22 protein-coding genes are annotated in these 18933 nt (G+C 25.9%); 6 read left to right on the forward strand and 16 right to left on the reverse strand.

The window, feature by feature from the left end; genetic code table 11:
* Positions 1–34: 34 nt before the first annotated feature.
* Genes tyrS through hflX form a run of 6 tightly spaced genes read left to right on the forward strand, consistent with a single transcriptional unit; the run spans position 35 to position 8579 of the window.
* A complete protein-coding gene (gene tyrS, locus N3D74_02560; protein MCX8095058.1) occupies positions 35–1228 on the forward strand; it encodes a tyrosine--tRNA ligase in 1194 nt (397 codons plus the stop codon).
* On the forward strand, positions 1225–2484 hold the full coding sequence (gene hisS / locus N3D74_02565; protein ID MCX8095059.1) for a histidine--tRNA ligase: 1260 nt from the start codon (positions 1225–1227) through the stop codon (positions 2482–2484). Before tyrS ends, hisS begins: the two co-directional genes overlap by 4 nt.
* Positions 2477–4216 carry an aspartate--tRNA ligase gene (aspS, locus tag N3D74_02570; protein MCX8095060.1) on the forward strand — a complete coding sequence of 580 codons (1740 nt, stop codon included), beginning with the start codon at positions 2477–2479 and terminating at the stop codon, positions 4214–4216. The genes hisS and aspS overlap by 8 nt, the downstream gene beginning before the upstream one ends.
* A gap of 21 nt (positions 4217–4237) precedes the next feature.
* A complete protein-coding gene (locus N3D74_02575; protein ID MCX8095061.1) occupies positions 4238–6823 on the forward strand; it encodes a CBS domain-containing protein in 2586 nt (861 codons plus the stop codon).
* A complete protein-coding gene (locus tag N3D74_02580; GenBank protein MCX8095062.1) occupies positions 6817–7458 on the forward strand; it encodes a site-2 protease family protein in 642 nt (213 codons plus the stop codon). The genes N3D74_02575 and N3D74_02580 overlap by 7 nt, the downstream gene beginning before the upstream one ends.
* Entirely contained in the window at positions 7452–8579 is a 1128-nt protein-coding gene (hflX, locus tag N3D74_02585; GenBank protein ID MCX8095063.1) for a GTPase HflX, read from the forward strand. Before N3D74_02580 ends, hflX begins: the two co-directional genes overlap by 7 nt.
* Here the strand turns inward: hflX and N3D74_02590 are convergent.
* The 16 genes from N3D74_02590 to rpmA form a co-directional block, all read right to left on the reverse strand.
* Positions 8576–9454, reverse strand: a complete 879-nt coding sequence (locus N3D74_02590; GenBank protein MCX8095064.1) for a tyrosine recombinase XerC — start codon at positions 9452–9454, stop codon at positions 8576–8578. The two genes, hflX and N3D74_02590, sit on opposite strands and share 4 nt — an antisense overlap.
* Positions 9435–10055, reverse strand: coding sequence for a TIGR01906 family membrane protein (locus tag N3D74_02595; GenBank protein ID MCX8095065.1), 621 nt, complete (start codon positions 10053–10055; stop codon positions 9435–9437). The genes N3D74_02590 and N3D74_02595 overlap by 20 nt, the downstream gene beginning before the upstream one ends.
* Complete coding sequence (locus N3D74_02600; GenBank protein ID MCX8095066.1) at positions 10052–10267, reverse strand: DUF2905 domain-containing protein; 216 nt, start codon at positions 10265–10267, stop codon at positions 10052–10054. The genes N3D74_02595 and N3D74_02600 overlap by 4 nt, the downstream gene beginning before the upstream one ends.
* Positions 10264–10794 carry an epoxyqueuosine reductase QueH gene (locus tag N3D74_02605; GenBank protein MCX8095067.1) on the reverse strand — a complete coding sequence of 177 codons (531 nt, stop codon included), beginning with the start codon at positions 10792–10794 and terminating at the stop codon, positions 10264–10266. The genes N3D74_02600 and N3D74_02605 overlap by 4 nt, the downstream gene beginning before the upstream one ends.
* Complete coding sequence (gene ruvB / locus N3D74_02610) at positions 10794–11765, reverse strand: Holliday junction branch migration DNA helicase RuvB (GenBank protein MCX8095068.1); 972 nt, start codon at positions 11763–11765, stop codon at positions 10794–10796. The genes N3D74_02605 and ruvB overlap by 1 nt, the downstream gene beginning before the upstream one ends.
* A complete protein-coding gene (locus N3D74_02615; protein ID MCX8095069.1) occupies positions 11758–12297 on the reverse strand; it encodes a hypothetical protein in 540 nt (179 codons plus the stop codon). The genes ruvB and N3D74_02615 overlap by 8 nt, the downstream gene beginning before the upstream one ends.
* A complete protein-coding gene (locus N3D74_02620; GenBank protein MCX8095070.1) occupies positions 12281–12760 on the reverse strand; it encodes a crossover junction endodeoxyribonuclease RuvC in 480 nt (159 codons plus the stop codon). The genes N3D74_02615 and N3D74_02620 overlap by 17 nt, the downstream gene beginning before the upstream one ends.
* Before the next feature lie 8 nt (positions 12761–12768).
* Positions 12769–13527: a YebC/PmpR family DNA-binding transcriptional regulator gene (locus N3D74_02625; GenBank protein MCX8095071.1), complete on the reverse strand. Its 759-nt coding sequence runs from the start codon at positions 13525–13527 to the stop codon at positions 12769–12771.
* 2 nt (positions 13528–13529) lie between these two features.
* Positions 13530–14111, reverse strand: coding sequence for a pyridoxal 5'-phosphate synthase glutaminase subunit PdxT (gene pdxT, locus N3D74_02630; protein ID MCX8095072.1), 582 nt, complete (start codon positions 14109–14111; stop codon positions 13530–13532).
* The gene (gene pdxS, locus N3D74_02635; protein MCX8095073.1) at positions 14105–14989 is read right to left on the reverse strand and encodes a pyridoxal 5'-phosphate synthase lyase subunit PdxS; all 885 of its coding nucleotides are present in this window, start codon (positions 14987–14989) and stop codon (positions 14105–14107) included. Before pdxS ends, pdxT begins: the two co-directional genes overlap by 7 nt.
* 77 nt (positions 14990–15066) lie before the next feature.
* Positions 15067–15633 (reverse strand): SagB/ThcOx family dehydrogenase, encoded by a 567-nt coding sequence (locus N3D74_02640; GenBank protein ID MCX8095074.1) that lies wholly within the window; start codon positions 15631–15633, stop codon positions 15067–15069.
* Between the two features lie 2 nt (positions 15634–15635).
* A complete protein-coding gene (locus N3D74_02645) occupies positions 15636–16436 on the reverse strand; it encodes a hypothetical protein (protein ID MCX8095075.1) in 801 nt (266 codons plus the stop codon).
* Complete coding sequence (rsfS, locus tag N3D74_02650) at positions 16433–16789, reverse strand: ribosome silencing factor (protein ID MCX8095076.1); 357 nt, start codon at positions 16787–16789, stop codon at positions 16433–16435. The genes N3D74_02645 and rsfS overlap by 4 nt, the downstream gene beginning before the upstream one ends.
* On the reverse strand, positions 16759–17412 hold the full coding sequence (gene nadD / locus N3D74_02655; GenBank protein MCX8095077.1) for a nicotinate-nucleotide adenylyltransferase: 654 nt from the start codon (positions 17410–17412) through the stop codon (positions 16759–16761). Before nadD ends, rsfS begins: the two co-directional genes overlap by 31 nt.
* Positions 17405–18697 carry a GTPase ObgE gene (obgE, locus tag N3D74_02660; protein MCX8095078.1) on the reverse strand — a complete coding sequence of 431 codons (1293 nt, stop codon included), beginning with the start codon at positions 18695–18697 and terminating at the stop codon, positions 17405–17407. Before obgE ends, nadD begins: the two co-directional genes overlap by 8 nt.
* Positions 18675–18932, reverse strand: coding sequence for a 50S ribosomal protein L27 (gene rpmA / locus N3D74_02665; GenBank protein MCX8095079.1), 258 nt, complete (start codon positions 18930–18932; stop codon positions 18675–18677). Before rpmA ends, obgE begins: the two co-directional genes overlap by 23 nt.
* Between the last annotated feature and the right edge of the window lies 1 nt (position 18933).

An 18933-nucleotide genomic window follows, 5' to 3' on the forward strand; every position in this document is an offset into this window, starting at 1 on the left:
AAAGCTCTTTTTATTGTTAATAAGGAGTTGAAATATGTTATCTATTGAGGAACAATTAAAGATTATTAAAAGAGGTACTCTTGAAATAATAAATGAAGAAGAACTTATAGAAAAACTTAAAAAAGGGAGACCGTTAAGAGTGAAACTTGGTGTTGACCCTACATCACCTGATATTCATTTAGGTCATACTGTAGTTTTAAATAAACTTAGAGACTTTCAGAATTTAGGTCACAGAATAATTCTAATTATAGGAAATGGCACTGCTGTTATTGGAGATCCTTCTGGAAGAGATCAGACAAGAGCACTGTTAACTCAAGAAGAAATTGAAAAAAACGCTAAATATTATAGTGAACAAGCTTTTAAAATCTTAGATAAAGAAAAAACCGAAATAAGATATAATGGTGATTGGCTTCTTCCATTAACACTTAAAGATATTGTTTCTATAGCCTCACATTTTACAGTTGCAAGAATTCTTGAAAGAGATGATTTCTTTAATAGATATAAACAAGGAAATGCTATATATTTACATGAACTTCTTTATCCACTTATGCAAGCATATGATTCAATTGTAATTGATGCTGATGTTGAACTTGGAGGAAGCGATCAAAAATTTAATCTTTTATGTGGAAGAGAACTTCAAAAAGAACTCGGAAAAGAACCACAAATAGCAATTTTAATGCCAATTTTAAGAGGTATAGATGGAGTTAAAAGAATGGGTAAAAGTTTAAAAAATTATATTGGTATAAATGAATCTCCAAACGAGATGTTTGGAAAAATTATGAGCATACCAGATCATTTAATTATTGAGTATTTTGAATTATTAACAAATATTGATATTCAAGAATTAGAAAACATCAAAAATGCGATGGAATCTGGTGAAAATCCTATGAAATATAAATTGAGATTAGCCAGAGAAATTGTAAAAAGATATCATTCAGAAAAAGAAGCAATTGAAGCAGAAGAAGAATTTATTAGAGTGTTTAGTAAAAAAGAGATACCTGAAGATATAGATATATATGAAGTGTATGATGAGGAAATAAATCTTCTTGATTTTCTAAAGGAAAAAAATTTAATTCAATCAAAAAGTGAAGGAAGACGTCTTTTTGAACAAGGTGGAATTTATGTTAATGGTGAAAGATTTGAGGAGCCATCATTTATTTTAAAAATTGATGGTGAAAAAGTAATTAAAATTGGTAAAAGAAAATTTATAAAGGTGGTCAAAAAATGATAAAAGGACCAAAAGGCGCTCCAGATATTTTGCCTGATAAAAGTAGAAAAATTGAAAAGGTTATAAATAAATTAAGAAAGTTTGTAGAAAATTTTGGCTATAGAGAGATAATACTTCCAATTTTTGAACATGCAGAGATTTTTGAAAGAAGTGTAGGTGAAGAAACTGACATAGTACAAAAAGAGATGTATACTTTTTACGATAAAGGGGGTAGAAAACTCTGTTTAAGACCTGAAGGAACTGCACAAGTCGTTAGATCTTATATTGAGAATAATTTTAAACAGCTACCTCAACCAGTAAAACTATATTATTATGGTCCGATGTTTAGATATGAAAAACCACAAAAAGGAAGATTTAGAGAATTTTATCATTTTGGAATAGAGGCATTAGGAGAAGATAGTCCTAGTCTTGATGTTGAGATTATATATATTTCAATTAAATCACTTGAAAATTTAGGATTGAAAGACCTTTTTATTTATATTAATTCAATAGGTGATATAGAGGATAGAAAAGAATATAAGGAAGTTTTGAAAAGTTATTTAAAAGATAAAGAAAATTATCTTTGTGATGATTGTAAAAAAAGATTATATTTAAACCCCTTAAGAGTTCTTGATTGTAAAAATGAATTATGTATTAAAACTACTGAAAATGCACCAAAAATTTTAGATTATATAAAAGGTGAAAGTAAAAAACACTTCGATGAAATTATAAAAAAATTAGATGAACTAAAAATTAATTATATTTTAAATCCTAGATTAGTTAGGGGGCTTGATTATTATAACAGAACAGTTTTTGAAGTAATTTCACAAAATCTTGGTTCGCAAAATTCAGTTTTGGGTGGAGGAAGATACGACTATTTATCATCCTTTTTAGGAGGAGATAGAGTACCAGGAGTTGGTTTTGCCATAGGAGTTGAGAGACTAATATTAATTCTTGAAAAAGAAAACTTAATACAAGAAAATATTGAAAAAATAATATCAATAACACCTTTAAACAAAGAATATTATGAAGAAAGTTTTTTATTTTATTTAACTCTTGGTGAAAAAGGCTATAATGTAATTTTTCCATATAATTTTAAAAATTTAAAAGAGTCAATTTCATATTCATTAAAAAGAAATGCTAGTTTTTTGATTATTTATGGTGGCGATGAGTTAAAAGATGGTTATTTATTATTTAAGGACCTTAAAAAAGAAACTCAAATAAGAATTAAAAAAGATGAAATATTTAAACATTTAAATGAGGTGAAAGATGCTTAGAACTGATTATTGTGGAGAAGTTACAGAAGAAAAATTAGGAAAAGAGGTCATTTTATGTGGATGGGTTAAAACAATTAGAGATTTAGGAAGTTTAATATTTATTGAATTAAGAGATAGAACTGGCTATATTCAAATAGTTATAGATTATAAAAATAAAGAAAATTTTGAAAAAGCAAAAAAGTTAGGAAATGAATATGTATTAAAAGTTAAAGGAATAGTTAGAGAGAGACCAAAAGAAAATATAAACGAAAAAATAAAAACTGGAAAAATTGAAGTTTTGTGTAATGAAATAGAAATTATTAATGAGTCTCTTCCGCTACCATTTGATCTTGAATCAAGAGAAGAGATAAATGAATTATTAAGATTAAAATATAGATTCTTAGATTTTAGAAGAGAAGAGATGAAAAATAATTTATATATTAGATTTAAAACTACAACATTAATAAGAAATTTTTTAAATGAAGAAGGATTTTGGGAAATTGAAACTCCAATTCTTACAAAAAGCACTCCTGAAGGCGCAAGAGATTTCCTAGTTCCATCAAGAATAAATCCTGGTAAATTTTATGCTTTACCACAATCTCCACAATTGTTTAAGCAAATTTTAATGATTTCTGGAATTGATAAATACTATCAAATTGCAAGGTGTTTTAGAGATGAAGATTTAAGAGCTGATAGACAATTAGAATTTACACAAGTTGATATAGAAATGTCATTCATAGATGAAAATGACATAATGAATTTAATTGATAGATTATTTAAAAAGCTATTTAATGAAATTTTAAATGAAGAACTTGAAATTCCAATTCCAAAAATGAGTTTTTATGATGCACTGAATAATTATGGAAGTGATAAACCAGATTTAAGGTTTGATTTGAAAATTGAAGATTTTACTGATGTTTTTATAAAATCAGAATTTAAAATAATAAGAGATGGAATACAAAAGGGAGATAAAGTTAAGGGTCTAATATTAAAAGAAAGAATTATCTCAAGAAAAGAAAAAGATGAGATTGAAAATATAGTTAAGGAGTCTGGTCTTAATGGTGTTATATTTTTTAATATTGATAAAAAGATAAGTTCTTCATTAAATAATTATATAAGTGAAGAAGAAATTAACAATTTAAAAGAAAAGATAAATAAAAATGATACCTTACTTTTATTTATTGGAGAGGGTGAAGAATTTTTAACAAATCTTGGTAAAGTAAGGCTTTCTTTAGGAAATAGATATAATTTTATAAATAAAAAAATTCATAAACTTTTATGGGTTATAAATTTTCCTTTATTTGAGTGGAATAAGGAAGAAAATAGATGGGATTCAAGACATCACCCATTTACATCACCTAAACCAGAGCATATTGATTTATTAGATACTGATCCATCAAAAGTTTTAGCAAGAGCATATGATTTTGTTATGGATGGTTTTGAAATAGGAGGAGGAAGCATAAGAATTCATAATATTGAACTTCAAAAGAAAATTTTCAAACTTCTTGGTTATTCTGAAAAAGAAGTTGAAGCAAGATTTGATTTCTTTATTAATGCATTAAAGTATGGAGCACCTATTCATGGTGGAATTGCACTAGGTCTTGATAGAATTGTTATGCTTTTTGTAAATGGTAATAGTCTAAGAGATGTAATTCCTTTCCCAAAAACACAAAAAGGAACATGTCTTCTTACAAATGCACCATCTGAAGTAAGTGAAAAGCAACTAAAAGAGTTAAAAATAAAAATTGAATAGTAAAATTGTTATAATTAAATTGTGAACTTAATTGTTACACATTCAACAGCAGATTTTGATGCTCTTGCATCGCTTGTTTTAGCAGGGAAAATTTTCCCTAATTCAATTTGTCTTATACCATCATTTTCTTCATCTGTATACTCATTTTTTTCTCTATATGGGAATCTTTTTGAAAATTTAAAAAATTTAAAAGATATAGATTTAACTAAAATCGATAGAATAATTATGGTTGATACTCAATATCCTGAAAGAGTTCCAGGTTTAACTGATTTTATTTTGAATCATAAAAATGTATTAATAATTGATCACCATTATCCAGATGAGGAAGTTAAAATAAATGCAAAAAGGATAACAAAAGAAGTTGGTGCAACAACATCAATTTTAATACATATGCTAAAAAATAAAAAATCAATTGACATAAAATCTATTGAAGCCACACTTTTTGCTTTGGGAATATATGAAGATACTGGAAATCTTTTATTTATTACAACGAAACAATATGATATTGAAGCATTATCTTATATTTTTAAATATGATGTTGATTTAAAAATAGTTTCAAAATATCTTATCACATATTTAACAGAACAACAAAAAATAATTTTTGAAAAAATTCTTGCTAACTTAAAAATTGAAGAAATAAATGGTTATAAAATCGGAATATCAAAAGTTAAAATTTCAGAATATGCTGAAGGAGTTGGATTTCTTGTTCACAAAGTATTAGAACTTCTTGAGCTAGATGCTGTATTTTCAATATTAATAATGGATAAAAAAACTGTAATCATAGGAAGAAGTAGAAGTGAAGATGTAAATGTTAAAAAAATTCTTGATTATTTTGGAGGAGCTGGACACAAAACAGCAGCTTCTGCAAATTTTAATACAATTAAAAACTCAAGAATTTATGATAAGTTGATAAAAGTAATAAAGGATAATGTAAAAATAAAAATTCTTGCAAAAGATATAATGAGTTCACCTGTTAAAACTATAGATGAGGAAGCCACTCTTGAAGAGGCAAGAAATTTAATGCTTAGATACAATTACTCAGGATTGCCTGTTGTTAAAAATGGAAAAATTATAGGTATTATTACAAGAAGTGAAATATCAAAAGTAGAGCTTTTGGGTTTGACAAATTTAAAAGTCAAAGATTTTATGATTGAGAAATACTATTTTGTATCACCTGATTCACCAATTGATGAAGTTGAAAAAATAATGGTTGAAAGGAATATTGGAAGGGTTCCAGTTGTTGTAAAAGGAAGGGTTGTTGGTATTATAACAAGAAGTGATATATTAAGAGGTCTTTATTTAAAAAGTGAAGAGATTTTCTCGCCATTAGAACAAGAAAAAGTTATTAAATTAATTAATAAAATAATTTGTAAAAAGACTATAAAATTACTCAAAAAATTAGGAACACTTTCTGATAAATTAAATATGAGAAGTTATGTTGTTGGTGGGTTTGTAAGAGATTTATTTTTAAATAAGGAAACAAAAGATATAGATATAGTTGTCGAAGGAGACTCAATTTTGCTTGCACAAGAAATAAAAAAAGAAATGGATGTAAACATTCATATTTATCCAGATTTTAAGACTTGTACAATAAATTATCCAGACGGATTAAGAATAGATATTGCTTCTTCAAGAAGAGAATTTTATAAAGAACCAGCATCACTTCCAAGAGTTGAAATAAGTCATAGTTTAAGAGAAGATCTTTTAAGAAGAGATTTTACAATAAACACACTTGCGATTTCTATTAATAAAAATTCCTTTGGAAAATTAATTGACCTTCTTGGAGGTTATAAAGATTTAAAAGATAAAAAAATTAGAGTTTTACATAAATTGAGTTTTATAGATGATCCATCAAGAATTATGAGAGCTATAAGATACTCATCAAAATTAAAATTTAAAATTGAAAAAGAAACAAAAAATTTAATTATAAGTACAATTAAAACAGGTCTTTTTACAGATGCAAGAAATACAAGAATTAAAGAAGAGTTATTTATGATTCTAAATGATAAAGATACTGCAATTAGTGGTCTAAAACTTATGAAAAAATTAGGAGCACTTAAAATGATACATAGGAAATTAGAACTTAAAAAAGAGACTTTAAATTTAATTGAAAAAAGCCAAAGATTAATAGATGAACTTATTAAAAGAGGAGAGGTAATTAAAAGAGATGAGATAAACTTTTTCCTTTTAATTACTGAATTAAGTAATTTTAATAGGAAAGAAATGATTGAAAGATGGAATTTGAAAAAAGATTTTATAAAAGATGAAAATTATTATCTTGAAATAATAGAGAATCTTAAAAATGTAAATAAAAACTATGATATTTATAACACACTAAAAAATCTTTCAATTTATGAATTGATTTATTTGTCTAATTTTAAAGAAACTGAAGATAAAGTTAAAAAGTATTTATTTGAGTTAAAAAATTTAAAATTAAGAATAACAGGAAAAGATTTAATAAAATTGGGTTTTAAACCTTCAGTTGAATTTAGAGAAATATTTGAAACATTAAAAAAAGAACTTCTTGAAGGTAATATAAAAACTTATGAAGATGAAATAAATTTTGCTAAGAAATTATACGAAATGAAAGGAGAAAAAGTATGTTAAAAAATTTAATTGAGATAATTTTCTTATTACCAAGTATAATAATAGCAATAATTTTTCATGAAGTAGCACATGGATATATAGCTTATAGACTTGGAGATGAAACACCTAAAGAGTATGGAAGGTTAACTCTTGATCCCACAAAACATATTGATTTATTTGGAACTATTCTTCTCCCTGTTTTACTTTTGATAAGTTCTAACTTTAAAATTGCATTTGGTTGGGCAAAACCTGTTCCTATAAATTTTTACAGATTTAGAAAAATAAGAAGAGATCTTATTCTTGTTTCAATCTCTGGTCCACTTATTAATTTTATCTTAGCAATATTGTTCGGACTCATTTTTAAATTTTTAGTTTTACCATTTCCAAGAATTGCATCTTCCTATATTTCAATTTTTGTACAATATAGTGTTTTAATAAATTTAATTCTTGCTATATTTAATCTAATACCAATTCCACCTCTTGATGGTTCAAGAATACTTTATAGTATAATTTTTAAGTATCCACAAGATGCATTAAGAAATAAAAATTTAGAGATTTATGGCTCTTTAATTTTAATAGTTTTGCTATTTTTTGGAGTTATTAATAGAATATTATCACCTATTATATCTAAACTATCTCAATTTTTATTATGGTAAATACATTAAATTATATAAAAGAGAATAGAGCTATTTTAGTTGGATTTATTAAAAATGAACATAATGAGTTTCTTCCAGAAGAAACATTAAATGAATTAGAACTTTTAACAGAAACATTAGGTCTTAAAGTTACATATAAGGTTTTAAAAAGATTAAGAGAAATAAATCCAAAATATTTCATGGGAAAAGGAATGTTAGAAGAAATTACTCTAATAGCAAGAAAGGAAAATGCAAGTTATTTAATATTTGATGAAACATTATCATATTCACAAATTAAAAATATTTCTGATTATACAAACCTTTTTGTTCTTGATAGACCTCATCTTATAATTGAAATATTTGAGAAAAGGGCAAAATCCAATGAAGCAAAAATTCAAGTTGAACTTGCTAGATTAAAGATGGAACTTCCAGCTATTATAGGAATTGGCAGAAGCTTAGATCAACAAATGGGAATTGTTGGAATAAGAGCAGGAAGAGGAGAAAAGTTAGTTGAACTTAAAAGAAGAGCAATAGAAAGAAGAATTAACACTTTAAACAAAGAACTTAAAAAAATAGAAAAAAGAAGAGAAATAAGAAGAAAATTAAGAGAAAAATCAGACATACCAATAGTTTCAATAGTTGGTTATACTAATTCTGGAAAGTCAACTCTCTTTAATGCACTAACAAATGAAGAAACCTATACAGAGAATATGCTTTTTGCGACACTTGATACTCTTATTAGAAAAATGTACTTAAATAAATATGAAAAAGAATTACTTGTTGTTGATACAGTTGGTTTTATTCAAAAATTACCACCACTTCTTATTTCATCTTTTAAATCAACTCTCGAAGAGATAAATTATTCTGACCTAATAATTCATCTTATTGATGCTTCACATCCTTCATATAAGAAACACATGATTTCAGTTAAAGAAATTTTAGATGAAATACTTTATAAAGAAATAAAAATAATTAATGTTTATAATAAAATAGATTTGTTAAAAGAATATCAAATAGAAAGAATAAGAAAAGAAGATGAAAGTGGAATTTTAATTTCTGCTTTAAAAAAGATAAATATCGATGAACTCAAAGATAGAATAGGATTTGAAATTTTTGAAAAATCAAATATTTTAAACTTTTAATTTTTCTCTTTTGAATGAGGATGAAAATTATCGTATATTTTTTTTAAATTTTCTTTTGTTAGATGAGTATATATTTGGGTTGTTGAGAGTTTAGTATGTCCAAGAAGTTCCTGTACAACTCTTAAATCAGCTCCATTTGTTAATAAATGAGTTGCAAAGGTATGTCTTAATGTATGTGGAGTAACCTTTTTATATGGTATAACCTTCTTTGCATATTTTTCAACAAGTAGTCTTATTCCTTTATCTGTCAGTGGTTTGCCATTTCTATTAATAAATAATACATTTGAATTTTTCTTTCTTTTATTAAGATATACTTTAATCATATCCTTCAATTCTTCAGTTAAAAATATAACTCTATCTTTTTTACCTTTTCCAGTAATAATAACTTCACCTTTTTCTAAATTGAGTTGTGAAACTTTTAAACTAACAATTTCAGAAACTCTCATACCTGTAGAGTATAAAAAAATTAAAATTAATTTATCTCTAAAACCTATTAATGTTTTATCATTCGGATAATTTATCAATTTAACAACCTCTTCTTCTGTTAAAAATGTTGGGAGTTTTTTATCTATTTTTGGAAGTTCAAGCGAAATTATTGGATTTTTGTCTATAACTCCGTCTTTTAAAAGGAATTTATAAAAACTTCTTATTGATGATATCTTTCTTGAGATTGATCTTTTATCTAATCCTTTTTCTCTTAATTCTATTAAAAAACCTCTTAATGAATTTCTAGAGATGTTTTTATAATCTAATTCGTTCTTTTTAACATATTCATAATAATCAAGTAAATCTCTTTTATATGCCCTTAATGTGTGTTTCGATGAATTTTTTAGTTTTTCCATATAAATGAGAAAATCAGATATTTTTTCTTTCAAAATTAACCTCCAAAAAATAAAAGAAGAAAAAGAGAGTTAATAAAGTTATTATAGTTAGATAAATAATTCTAGTAAATGATCTGATAAAAAATTCAATAGGTAACAAAACAATTAGTCTATCTTTTTCAGGATCTAATAACCATAAGTCATTTTTAAAAAATATTTTGTGAAAAATTGTGAATGATTGATCAAATGAAAATATAAAAACAATTAAAATAAATATAATAATTGGGATTAATGAATAAATAAAAATATATGGTAAATCTTCTTTTTTAATTAATAATATAATTAAAAATGAAAAAACAATAGATGAAATGATAGTATATTTAAATATATTTTTAACATCTTCCATATGAAGTAACTCCTTCTCGTTGAAAAAATTTTTAAAACCTGGTATATCAAGATTATTTCTCTTTCCCATTAAATATTCTGGTATCACTTGTGCAGCATATCTTATATATTTAGGATCAATATTTAAAGTAGCTTCTGGTTTAATTCTTTGAAATTCAAGCATATAATAGTTTTTTGAGAAAGCAATTGATAAAGTAAAAAGAAGTAATAAAGTTATTGGAATTAATATTATTAAAATTATTTTTCTCACTTTCTAAAAATTAAATTTAAAATTATTGTTAATATTAAAGATAGTAATATCATTGAAACTATTGGTATATAAATTGTTAAATTCTTTTTTCTTATAACTATATCACCTGGTAGTTTAAATAAAGGTAATTTATCGCTAAAATAAGAAAGAATACCTATTAAAAGAATAATTATTCCAAAAATTATCAAAATTCTTGAAAATTCCTTTATCATCCTCCACCTCCAAATCTTTCTATTTCAGAAAATATACATCCACAATACTTCTGTCTATATAAATTATAATCCTTTGATAGTTTAACCCCATCGAAATATTTATCTCTTAAGTCAAAATATATGAAATTTAATTTGTAATTATTTGCTATAATTTCACCTATGCTTTTTATTGATTCATGTTTTTGATATGGTGAATAAAGCATAGTTGTTGTAAAATTCATAATATTTAATTCTATTGCTATAATTGCTGTTTGGTTTAATCTTAACTGATAACAAAATAGGCATCTATCATTTAAATTTTTTGTAACATTTATAAAATAATCTTTATATTCATATTTTCCAATTATATAATTTATATTTTGATTTTTAGAAAAAATTTTAAATGCATTTAACCTTTCAAGGTATTCTTTATATGGATGTATATTTGGATTATAAAAGAATAGGGTTAAATCATAATTTTTTTTAAAATTTTCAATAACAAGAATAGAGCATGGAGCGCAACATGTATGTATTAGTAGTTTCTCCATTAAAATATAGTCCTTTTTTTAATATCTAAATATTTATAAGCATTCTCAGTTGCAACTCTACCTCTTGGTGTTCTTTCAATAAAATTTATTTGAAGTAGATATGGTTCATAAATATCTTCTATTGTATCTTTGTCTTCATTTAAAATTGCACAAAGAGTTTCAATACCAGTTGGACCACCATTAAATTTTTCAATTAGAGTTTTAACTAGTTTTCTATCTTGAGGTGTTAATCCAAACTCATCTATACCAAGTGAGTTGAAAGTTTCAATTAAAATATTTTTATCTATTATGCCTTTATTTTTTATCTCTGAGAAATCTCTTACTCTTTTTAAAATCCTAATTGCAACCCTTGGAGTTCCTCTAGACCTTTTTGCTATTTCAATTGCATCTTCTTCCTTTATATCTAATTTCAAATATTTTGCTGCTCTAAAAATTATTTTTACTAAAGAATCTATAGAATAAAAATCAAGTTTTAGAACTATTCCAAATCTTTCTCTTAAAGGTGAGGTCAACATTCCAGCTCTTGTTGTTGAACCAATTAATGTGAATGGTTCTAAATTTATAGTTAAAGTTTTTGCTGATGGACCTTTTCCATAAACAATATGAAGTTTATAATCTTCCATAGCTGGATAAAGTGTTTCTTCAACTGGATGAGGAATTCTATGAATTTCATCAATAAAAAAAATTGAACCCTTTTTTAATGATGTTAAGATTGCTGCAATATCTCCTGGTTTTTCTAATGAAGGTCCTGTTACCTGCTTTAATTCTCTATTCATTTCTTTTGCTATTACATATGCAAGAGTTGTTTTACCTATTCCTGGTGGTCCATATAATAAAATATGATCTATAGGTTCTCCTCTTTTTTTAGCAGCGTCTAGAAAAACTTTTAAATTATTTTTAACTCTTTCTTGTCCAATATAATCTTCAAGAGATTCTGGTCTTAAATTAAAATCTTTAAACTCTTCACTCATTCTTTATCACCTTTAAAATTTCTTTTACATATTCTTCAAGAGATATTTTATCATACCCTTTTACCTTTCTTATTGCATCAACAACCTCTTCTTTTTCAAAACCAAGTGAAAGTAAAATTCTAACTGCATCAAGTGTCTTTTTATCTTTTATCTTTAATTCTTTCTCTTCTTCACTTAAAAATTTACAAATTTCTTCAAGTATTTTTTTTCTTACTCCTTTTACAAGAAGTGGCTCTCCATTTCTTATTCTTTCATAAATTTCGTTTAAATTATAATATTTAAAAATTTGTATTACAGATTTTGGTCCAACCTGTGGAATTTTTATTAATTTTTCGAATAATTCTACTTCATCAAAAGTTAAAAATCCATACAAATTTAAATCTTTTTCAGAAACAATTAGTGATGTAAAAATTTCATTTTTAATTCTATCTGGGTATGGAACAAAGATTTTAAAGCCAATTCCACTTTTTGTTAAAAATATAATAAAGTCTTCTTTCTTTATTAAAACTTCACCACTAAGATATGATATCACTTTTTTCTCTTATTGACTTTATATTAATAAAAGAAGTAGCAAGTGCTATTGCATCAACTGTATCATCTTCTTTAATTTCTTTTTTATATAAAATTTTAACCATTTTTTTCATGTTATTTTTATTAGAACCACCAAAACCTGTGAAATGTAATTTTACATTACTTGGATTTAATTCATAAATTTTAGAATTAAATTCTTTTGCAATTAATAAAATAACCCCTTTTACTTCTCCTATTTTAATCGCTGTTTTTATATTTTTTTTAAAATAGATATTCTCAATTATTGTGTAATCAGGTGAATAATTTTTATATATTTTCTTTAAATTTTCATATATTAATAATAATCTTTCCTCTTCTTTTAAATTTTTATCAGTTTTAATTAACCCAAAATCAACAAGTTCTGGAGGATCTTTGTCCTCAATAATTGCCCATCCAAGATTTGAAAGACCAGGATCAATTCCCAAAACATACATTATTTAAGTGTAAGTGCTATTCTTTCCATTTCTTCATCTGATATATCAAAATTAGCATAAACTTTTTGGACATCATCATGATCTTCAAGTTCATTTATTAATTTTAAAAGTTGCTCTGCTTTATCTCCTTCAATTTTTACACTATTTTTTGGGATCATTGTAAAATCAGATGATAAAACCTTTATTCGATTTTCTTCAAGTTTTATCTTTATTTTAAATAAATCTTGGGGAGATGTATAAATATAAACATCCTCACCATCTCTTTTAACATCTTCTGCGCCTAACTCTGCTGCTAGAAGTAGAAGTTCATCATCTGAAAGAGGTTTTGGATCAACCTTTATTTCTCCTTTTCTTTCAAACATCCAAGAAACACAACCACTTTCTCCTAAACTTCCGCCATGTTCATTAAAAATTTTTCTTATTTCTGCTGTTGTTCTGTTTCTATTATCTGTTGAAGCTTCAATATAAATTGCAACACTTCCTGGACCATATCCTTCATATGTTATTTCTTCGTATTTTTCTCCTTCTATCTCTCCTGTTCCTCTCTGAATAGCCTTTTTAATATTATCAGATGGCATATTTGCTTCTCTTGCTCTTTCTATTGCAAGTCTTAATCTTGGGTTTGTTTCAGGATCTCCTCCACCTTGTCTTGCCGCAATTGTTATTTCTCTTATTAGTTTAGAAAATATTTTTCCTCTCTTTTTATCTTCAGCAGTTTTTTTAGCTGCTATATTATGCCACTTTGAATGTCCAGACATATTTACCTCCTTTTTAATATTATATCAATAAACATTTTATGTATCCTTATATCATCCGTTAGTTCAGGATGAAAGGAAGAACCCATTATATTCCCTTCTTTTACTAAAACCGGACCTTCGTCAACTTTTGCAAGAACCTCAACATTATTACCAATTTTACTTACTACAGGTGCCCTTATAAAAACTGCTCTAAATGGTTTATCTAATCCTTTAATATCTAAATCTATTTCCATACTTTCTTTTTGACTTCCAAATGCATTTCTCTTAATAACTATATCTAAAACTTCAAGTAGAGGTTGATCATAATTTTGTTCTATTTTTTTAGACAAAAGAATTAAACCAGCACAAGTCCCAAAGACGGGAAATCCATTCTTAATTTTTTCTTTAAGGATATCTTTCATATTATACCTTTCGAGTAATTTGCCTATTGTAGTTGATTCACCTCCTGGAATAATAAGTCCATCAACAGTTTCAAGATCTTCTTTTTTCTTAACTAATACACCTTCCACAAAATCAAAATTTTTTAAAAAATAATAATGTTCAATAAAGGCTCCTTGAAGTGCTAAAACACCAACTCTTACCATCCTCTTCTTTCATACCTCTCTTCTTCTTTTAATGTTCTTATATCAATTCCAACCATTGGTTCTCCAAGATCTTTTGAAATCTCTGCAAGAATTTTTGGATCATCAAAATAGGTTACTGCATCAACAATTGCTTTTGCTCTTTTTTCTGGGTTTTTTGATTTAAAAATTCCAGAACCAACAAATACTCCATCTGCTCCTAATTGCATCATAAGTGCAGCATCTGCTGGAGTTGCTATTCCACCTGCTGCAAAATTAACGACAGGTAATCTTTTAAGTTTTTTAACTTCTAAGACAAGTTCAAAAGGTGCCCCTAAATTTTTTGCTTCACTATATAACTCTTCATCAGACATGGAAGATATTTTTCTAATCTCATCCATGATTTTTCTCATATGTCTTACTGCTTCAACGACATTTCCTGTTCCTGCTTCTCCTTTTGTTCTTATCATACTTGCACCTTCATTTATTCTTCTAAGCGCTTCTCCTAAATCTCTTGCTCCACATACAAAAGGAACTTTAAATTTCCATTTATCTATATGATGCTCTTCATCGGCAGGAGTCAAAACTTCACTTTCATCAATAAAATCAACTCCAAGTGCTTCAAGAATTTGAGCTTCAACGAAGTGTCCGATTCTAACTTTAGCCATAACTGGAATTGTAACTGCTTTTTTTATTTTTTCTATTATTACTGGATCTGCCATTCTTGCAACTCCACCTTCTTTTCTAATATCTGCTGGGACCCTTTCAAGTGCCATTACTGCAACAGCACCAGCTTCTTCTGCTATTTTTGCTTGTTCTTCATTAGTAACATCCATAATAACTCCACCTTTGAGCATCTGTGCTAATCCTCTTTTAACCTTTATAGTTCCGTATTCTCTCATCCTAAAACCTCCAAAAAATATTTTACCATCTAATTTAGTTTAAATCAATTGAATTTATGATTTGATTAAATTAATAGTTATAATCTACCTAGTGGCATTAAATATAAAGGAGATTCATCTTCTCTTAATTTTAAAATAATTTTAACTTCTTCATCAATAAATGCTCCTATTGCAACTGTTCCAATATTTAAAGAGGTTGCCATTAAATAAATATTTTGAGAAGAATGACCTGCTTCCATGTTAATATATCTTATACCTCTTTCTCCATATCTTCTAGTTGTTATACTATTGATTGATGTAATTATAATAATAGCAGAACTTTTTTTAATTGATGATTGATTAAGACATGCTTTTGTTAGAGGAGTTGTAATATCATTATCAAAGATTTTAATTAATGAGTTTTGTTCGTAATCGTAGTAATAAAAACCAAAAGGAATTCCAATTACTTTCTTAGAATAAATATAAAATCTTAAAGGATAAAGTGCTCCTGCTGATGGAATTTTTGTTGCAGCAAAAAGTATATTTGAAATTTCTTGAATTTCTAATGGTTCATCTTTATAATCTCTTATTGATTTTCTTTTTTTAATTGCATTTAATAAAGTAAAATTATTATCTAATGGTTCAGGCAAATTAATTTTTTCCATAATCATTCAAAATTATAAAAATTCAATATAAAATCATTAGTTCTACCCATTTCATCAATTGCTAGAATATTAATCTGTTCATTGATAATATTGTAATTTGGATAATTTGATAATATGTAACCTGTGATTTTTAAATTATTTTTTTCTATGTTAAATGAAAATTTAATATAATTATAATTTGAAGAAATGGACAAATTTTTTGTTAGTTGAGGAAGATTTTTTATAAATTCTATTGAATTGGAAACCAAATCTAAAACTAAAGGAAAATAATCAAGTGTTTCTTCAGGTAATTCTTTTTGATTGTAATAATATTTATCATCCTCTTTCTTAATTTCAACTTCTTTATTTAATAAAGGAGAGGTAATTTTAAAATAAAATTTTTCTAAATTACAATAGAGATTAAAATTTTCTTTATCTCCGTTTAAATTTCCTATAAAATTAACATAAAAACTTTTTGAGGTTGAAACTTTTTCAATAATTTTTTTAATTATTTCCTCTTTTTTTGAATTTAATGATATTAGTTTTATTTCAACATTTGAATTTTCTTTGTAATTTATAAATTCATCATAAGGAAGATAATTTTCTTTGTAAACAAAAATTTTAAAATTTTCTCCTTCGTTTTTAACTATCAATTCACCATTATTATCTGTTAAAAATTCTATATTATTTATTAAAATCTTAGCTTGAGATATTTTATTTCCTAATTCATCAAGAACTATAATTTTTATATTATTCTCTCTTCTATAGCATGAAATAGAAGTTGACATTATTAATATTATTATCACTAATATAAATTTTTTCATGATTCAAGATCTATTGCTTTAGCATCAACCCATATACTTTCAAGATTGTAATAAATTCTTTTAATTGGATTAAATATATGAATCATAACATCTCCATAATCCATAATAATCCATGTTCCTTCATCGCTTCCATCAATTTTTTCTGGTAACCTTTTAATTTCTTTTTTCATTTTCATATATATATTATCCATAATTGCTTTTGCTTGTATATCTGTGTCTGCAGAACATATAAATAAATAATCAAAAAGATAGGTTAATTTTCTCGTATCGAGACAGAGTATTTCATCACCCTTTTTTTCTTTTATTGCTTCATAAATAGTTTTTAATATTCTATTTTTTTTCTTTCCAGCCATGGATCCTCTTCTTTATATAAATTATTTTTATAAATATAATCTTCTACTTCTTTTGGTACTAGATATTTAATTGTATATCCATTTTTAATTCTTTGTCTTATTAAAGTCGAAGAGATTGATAGAGCTGGAACTTGAAGAGGAAATACTTTATCAATACAACACTCACCAATTTTACCTAATTTTTCTTTTAATCGTTTTAAACTATAACCAGGTCGTGTAGCAGCAATAAAATAACACATTTGAAGAAGTTCTCTTGGGTTTTTCCATGTTAGAATACTCAATACAGCATCTGCTCCAGTAATAAAATAAATATCATATTTATCTTCAGTATAAACTTCTCTTAATTCTTTAATTGTGTCATAAGTATAACATTTACCTTTTCTATCAATTTCAATTCTTGAAACATAAAAATTTGGATTTGAAATTGTTGCTAGTAAAGTCATAACAAATCTTCTTTCAGGATCAAGCAATTTTGTTCTTTTTTTATAACCTGGAATACCAACTGGAATAAAAATGACCTTTTTAAGGTTATATTTAACTCTAGCTTCTTCTGCAACAACAAGATGACCTATATGTATTGGATTGAAAGAGCCGCCCATAATTCCTATTGCCTCTTTACTCATAATATCTAAATTCAATACCTCCTATTATTACTTTATCTCCATTTTTAATTCCTTTCTTCTTCAATTCTTCTTCAATTAAATATTTTTTTGAGATTTCTTGCAATTTTTTTATTCCATATTGCGAATCTAAATCTATACCTTTCACTATTCTTTCTAATTCTTCACTTTCAACAATATATTTATTTCCTTCTTTTCTAATTTTAATTTCAATATCCCTTTTGATATCTTTTAATGTGTACTTTTTTTCTATTTCAATTTTCTCAAAAAACTTTCTAATTTCAACTTTGCCAATTCTATCTATAAGATCTTTTATTCCAAAATTTAAAACTGCTGAAAATTTAATTGTATCTATATTTCTTTCTTTAAAATAATTTTCAACTTCTTCTAAGTTATGAGTTGGTAAATCTATTTTTGATAAAACAACAAAATATTCTTTATTTAAAATTTCTTTATTATAATTCTCAATTTCATTTATTAAGTTTTCATATTGAATAATTGGATTCAATGCTTCTAAACTTGAATTCAGTACAAAAATCAAAAAATATGTTCTTTCAATATGTCTTAAAAATTCTAATCCAAGTCCTTTTCCTTGAGATGCACCATCAATAATTCCAGGCAAATCAACTATTGTTAAACTTTTTTTATCATCTATTCTTACCTCACCTATAACAGGAGTCAAAGTTGTGAATGGATATGGAGCAATTTTAGGTTTAGCATTACTTATTTTTGAAAGAATTGTAGATTTACCAACATTTGGATAACCAACAAGACCACCATCTGCTATTATCTTTAATTCAAGTAAAACTTTCTTTTCTTCGCCTTTTTCGCCTAATTCTCTAATTCTTGGTGCTCTATCTGTTGGAGTTGCAAAACTAGCGTTGCCTCTACCACCTTTTCCACCTCTGCACAAAATAAACTCTTCTCCATCCTCAGTAAGGTCTTTTAATAATTCTCCTGTTTCTAAATCCCAAACAAGAGTTCCTGGTGGAACTTCAATTATTAAATCTTCTCCATCCTTCCCCTTTTTGTTATCTCCTTCTCCATTTTTGCCATCTTCTGCTTTAAATATGTTTTTATATTTAAATTTAGTTAATGTATTTAGATTTGAATTGACTTTTAAAATAATATCTCCACCTTTACCACCATCTCCACCAGATGGTCCGCCATATGGAACAAATTTTTCTCTTCTAAATGCTATGACTCCATCCCCCCCATCACCTGCTTTACAATATATTTCAGCTAGATCAAATGAATATTTTTTACTATATTTCTTTGGGATAGACACTTACTCTTTTTTTACCTCTATAATCTTCAAATTTAACAACCCCTTCAATTGTTGCTAATATTGAATAATCTCTAGCAAGCAAAGTATTTAAACCAGGAATAACTTTTGTTCCTCTTTGTCTTACTATTATTGTTCCAGGTTTTACAAATTCTCCTTCAAAATATTTTATTCCTAGATATTTTGGATTTGAATCTCTACCGTTTTTTGCTCTGCCACCACTTTTCTTATGCGCCATA

The sequence above is a fragment of the Caldisericia bacterium genome, assembly GCA_026414995.1.
Taxonomy (GTDB): Bacteria; Caldisericota; Caldisericia; order B22-G15; family B22-G15; genus JAAYUH01.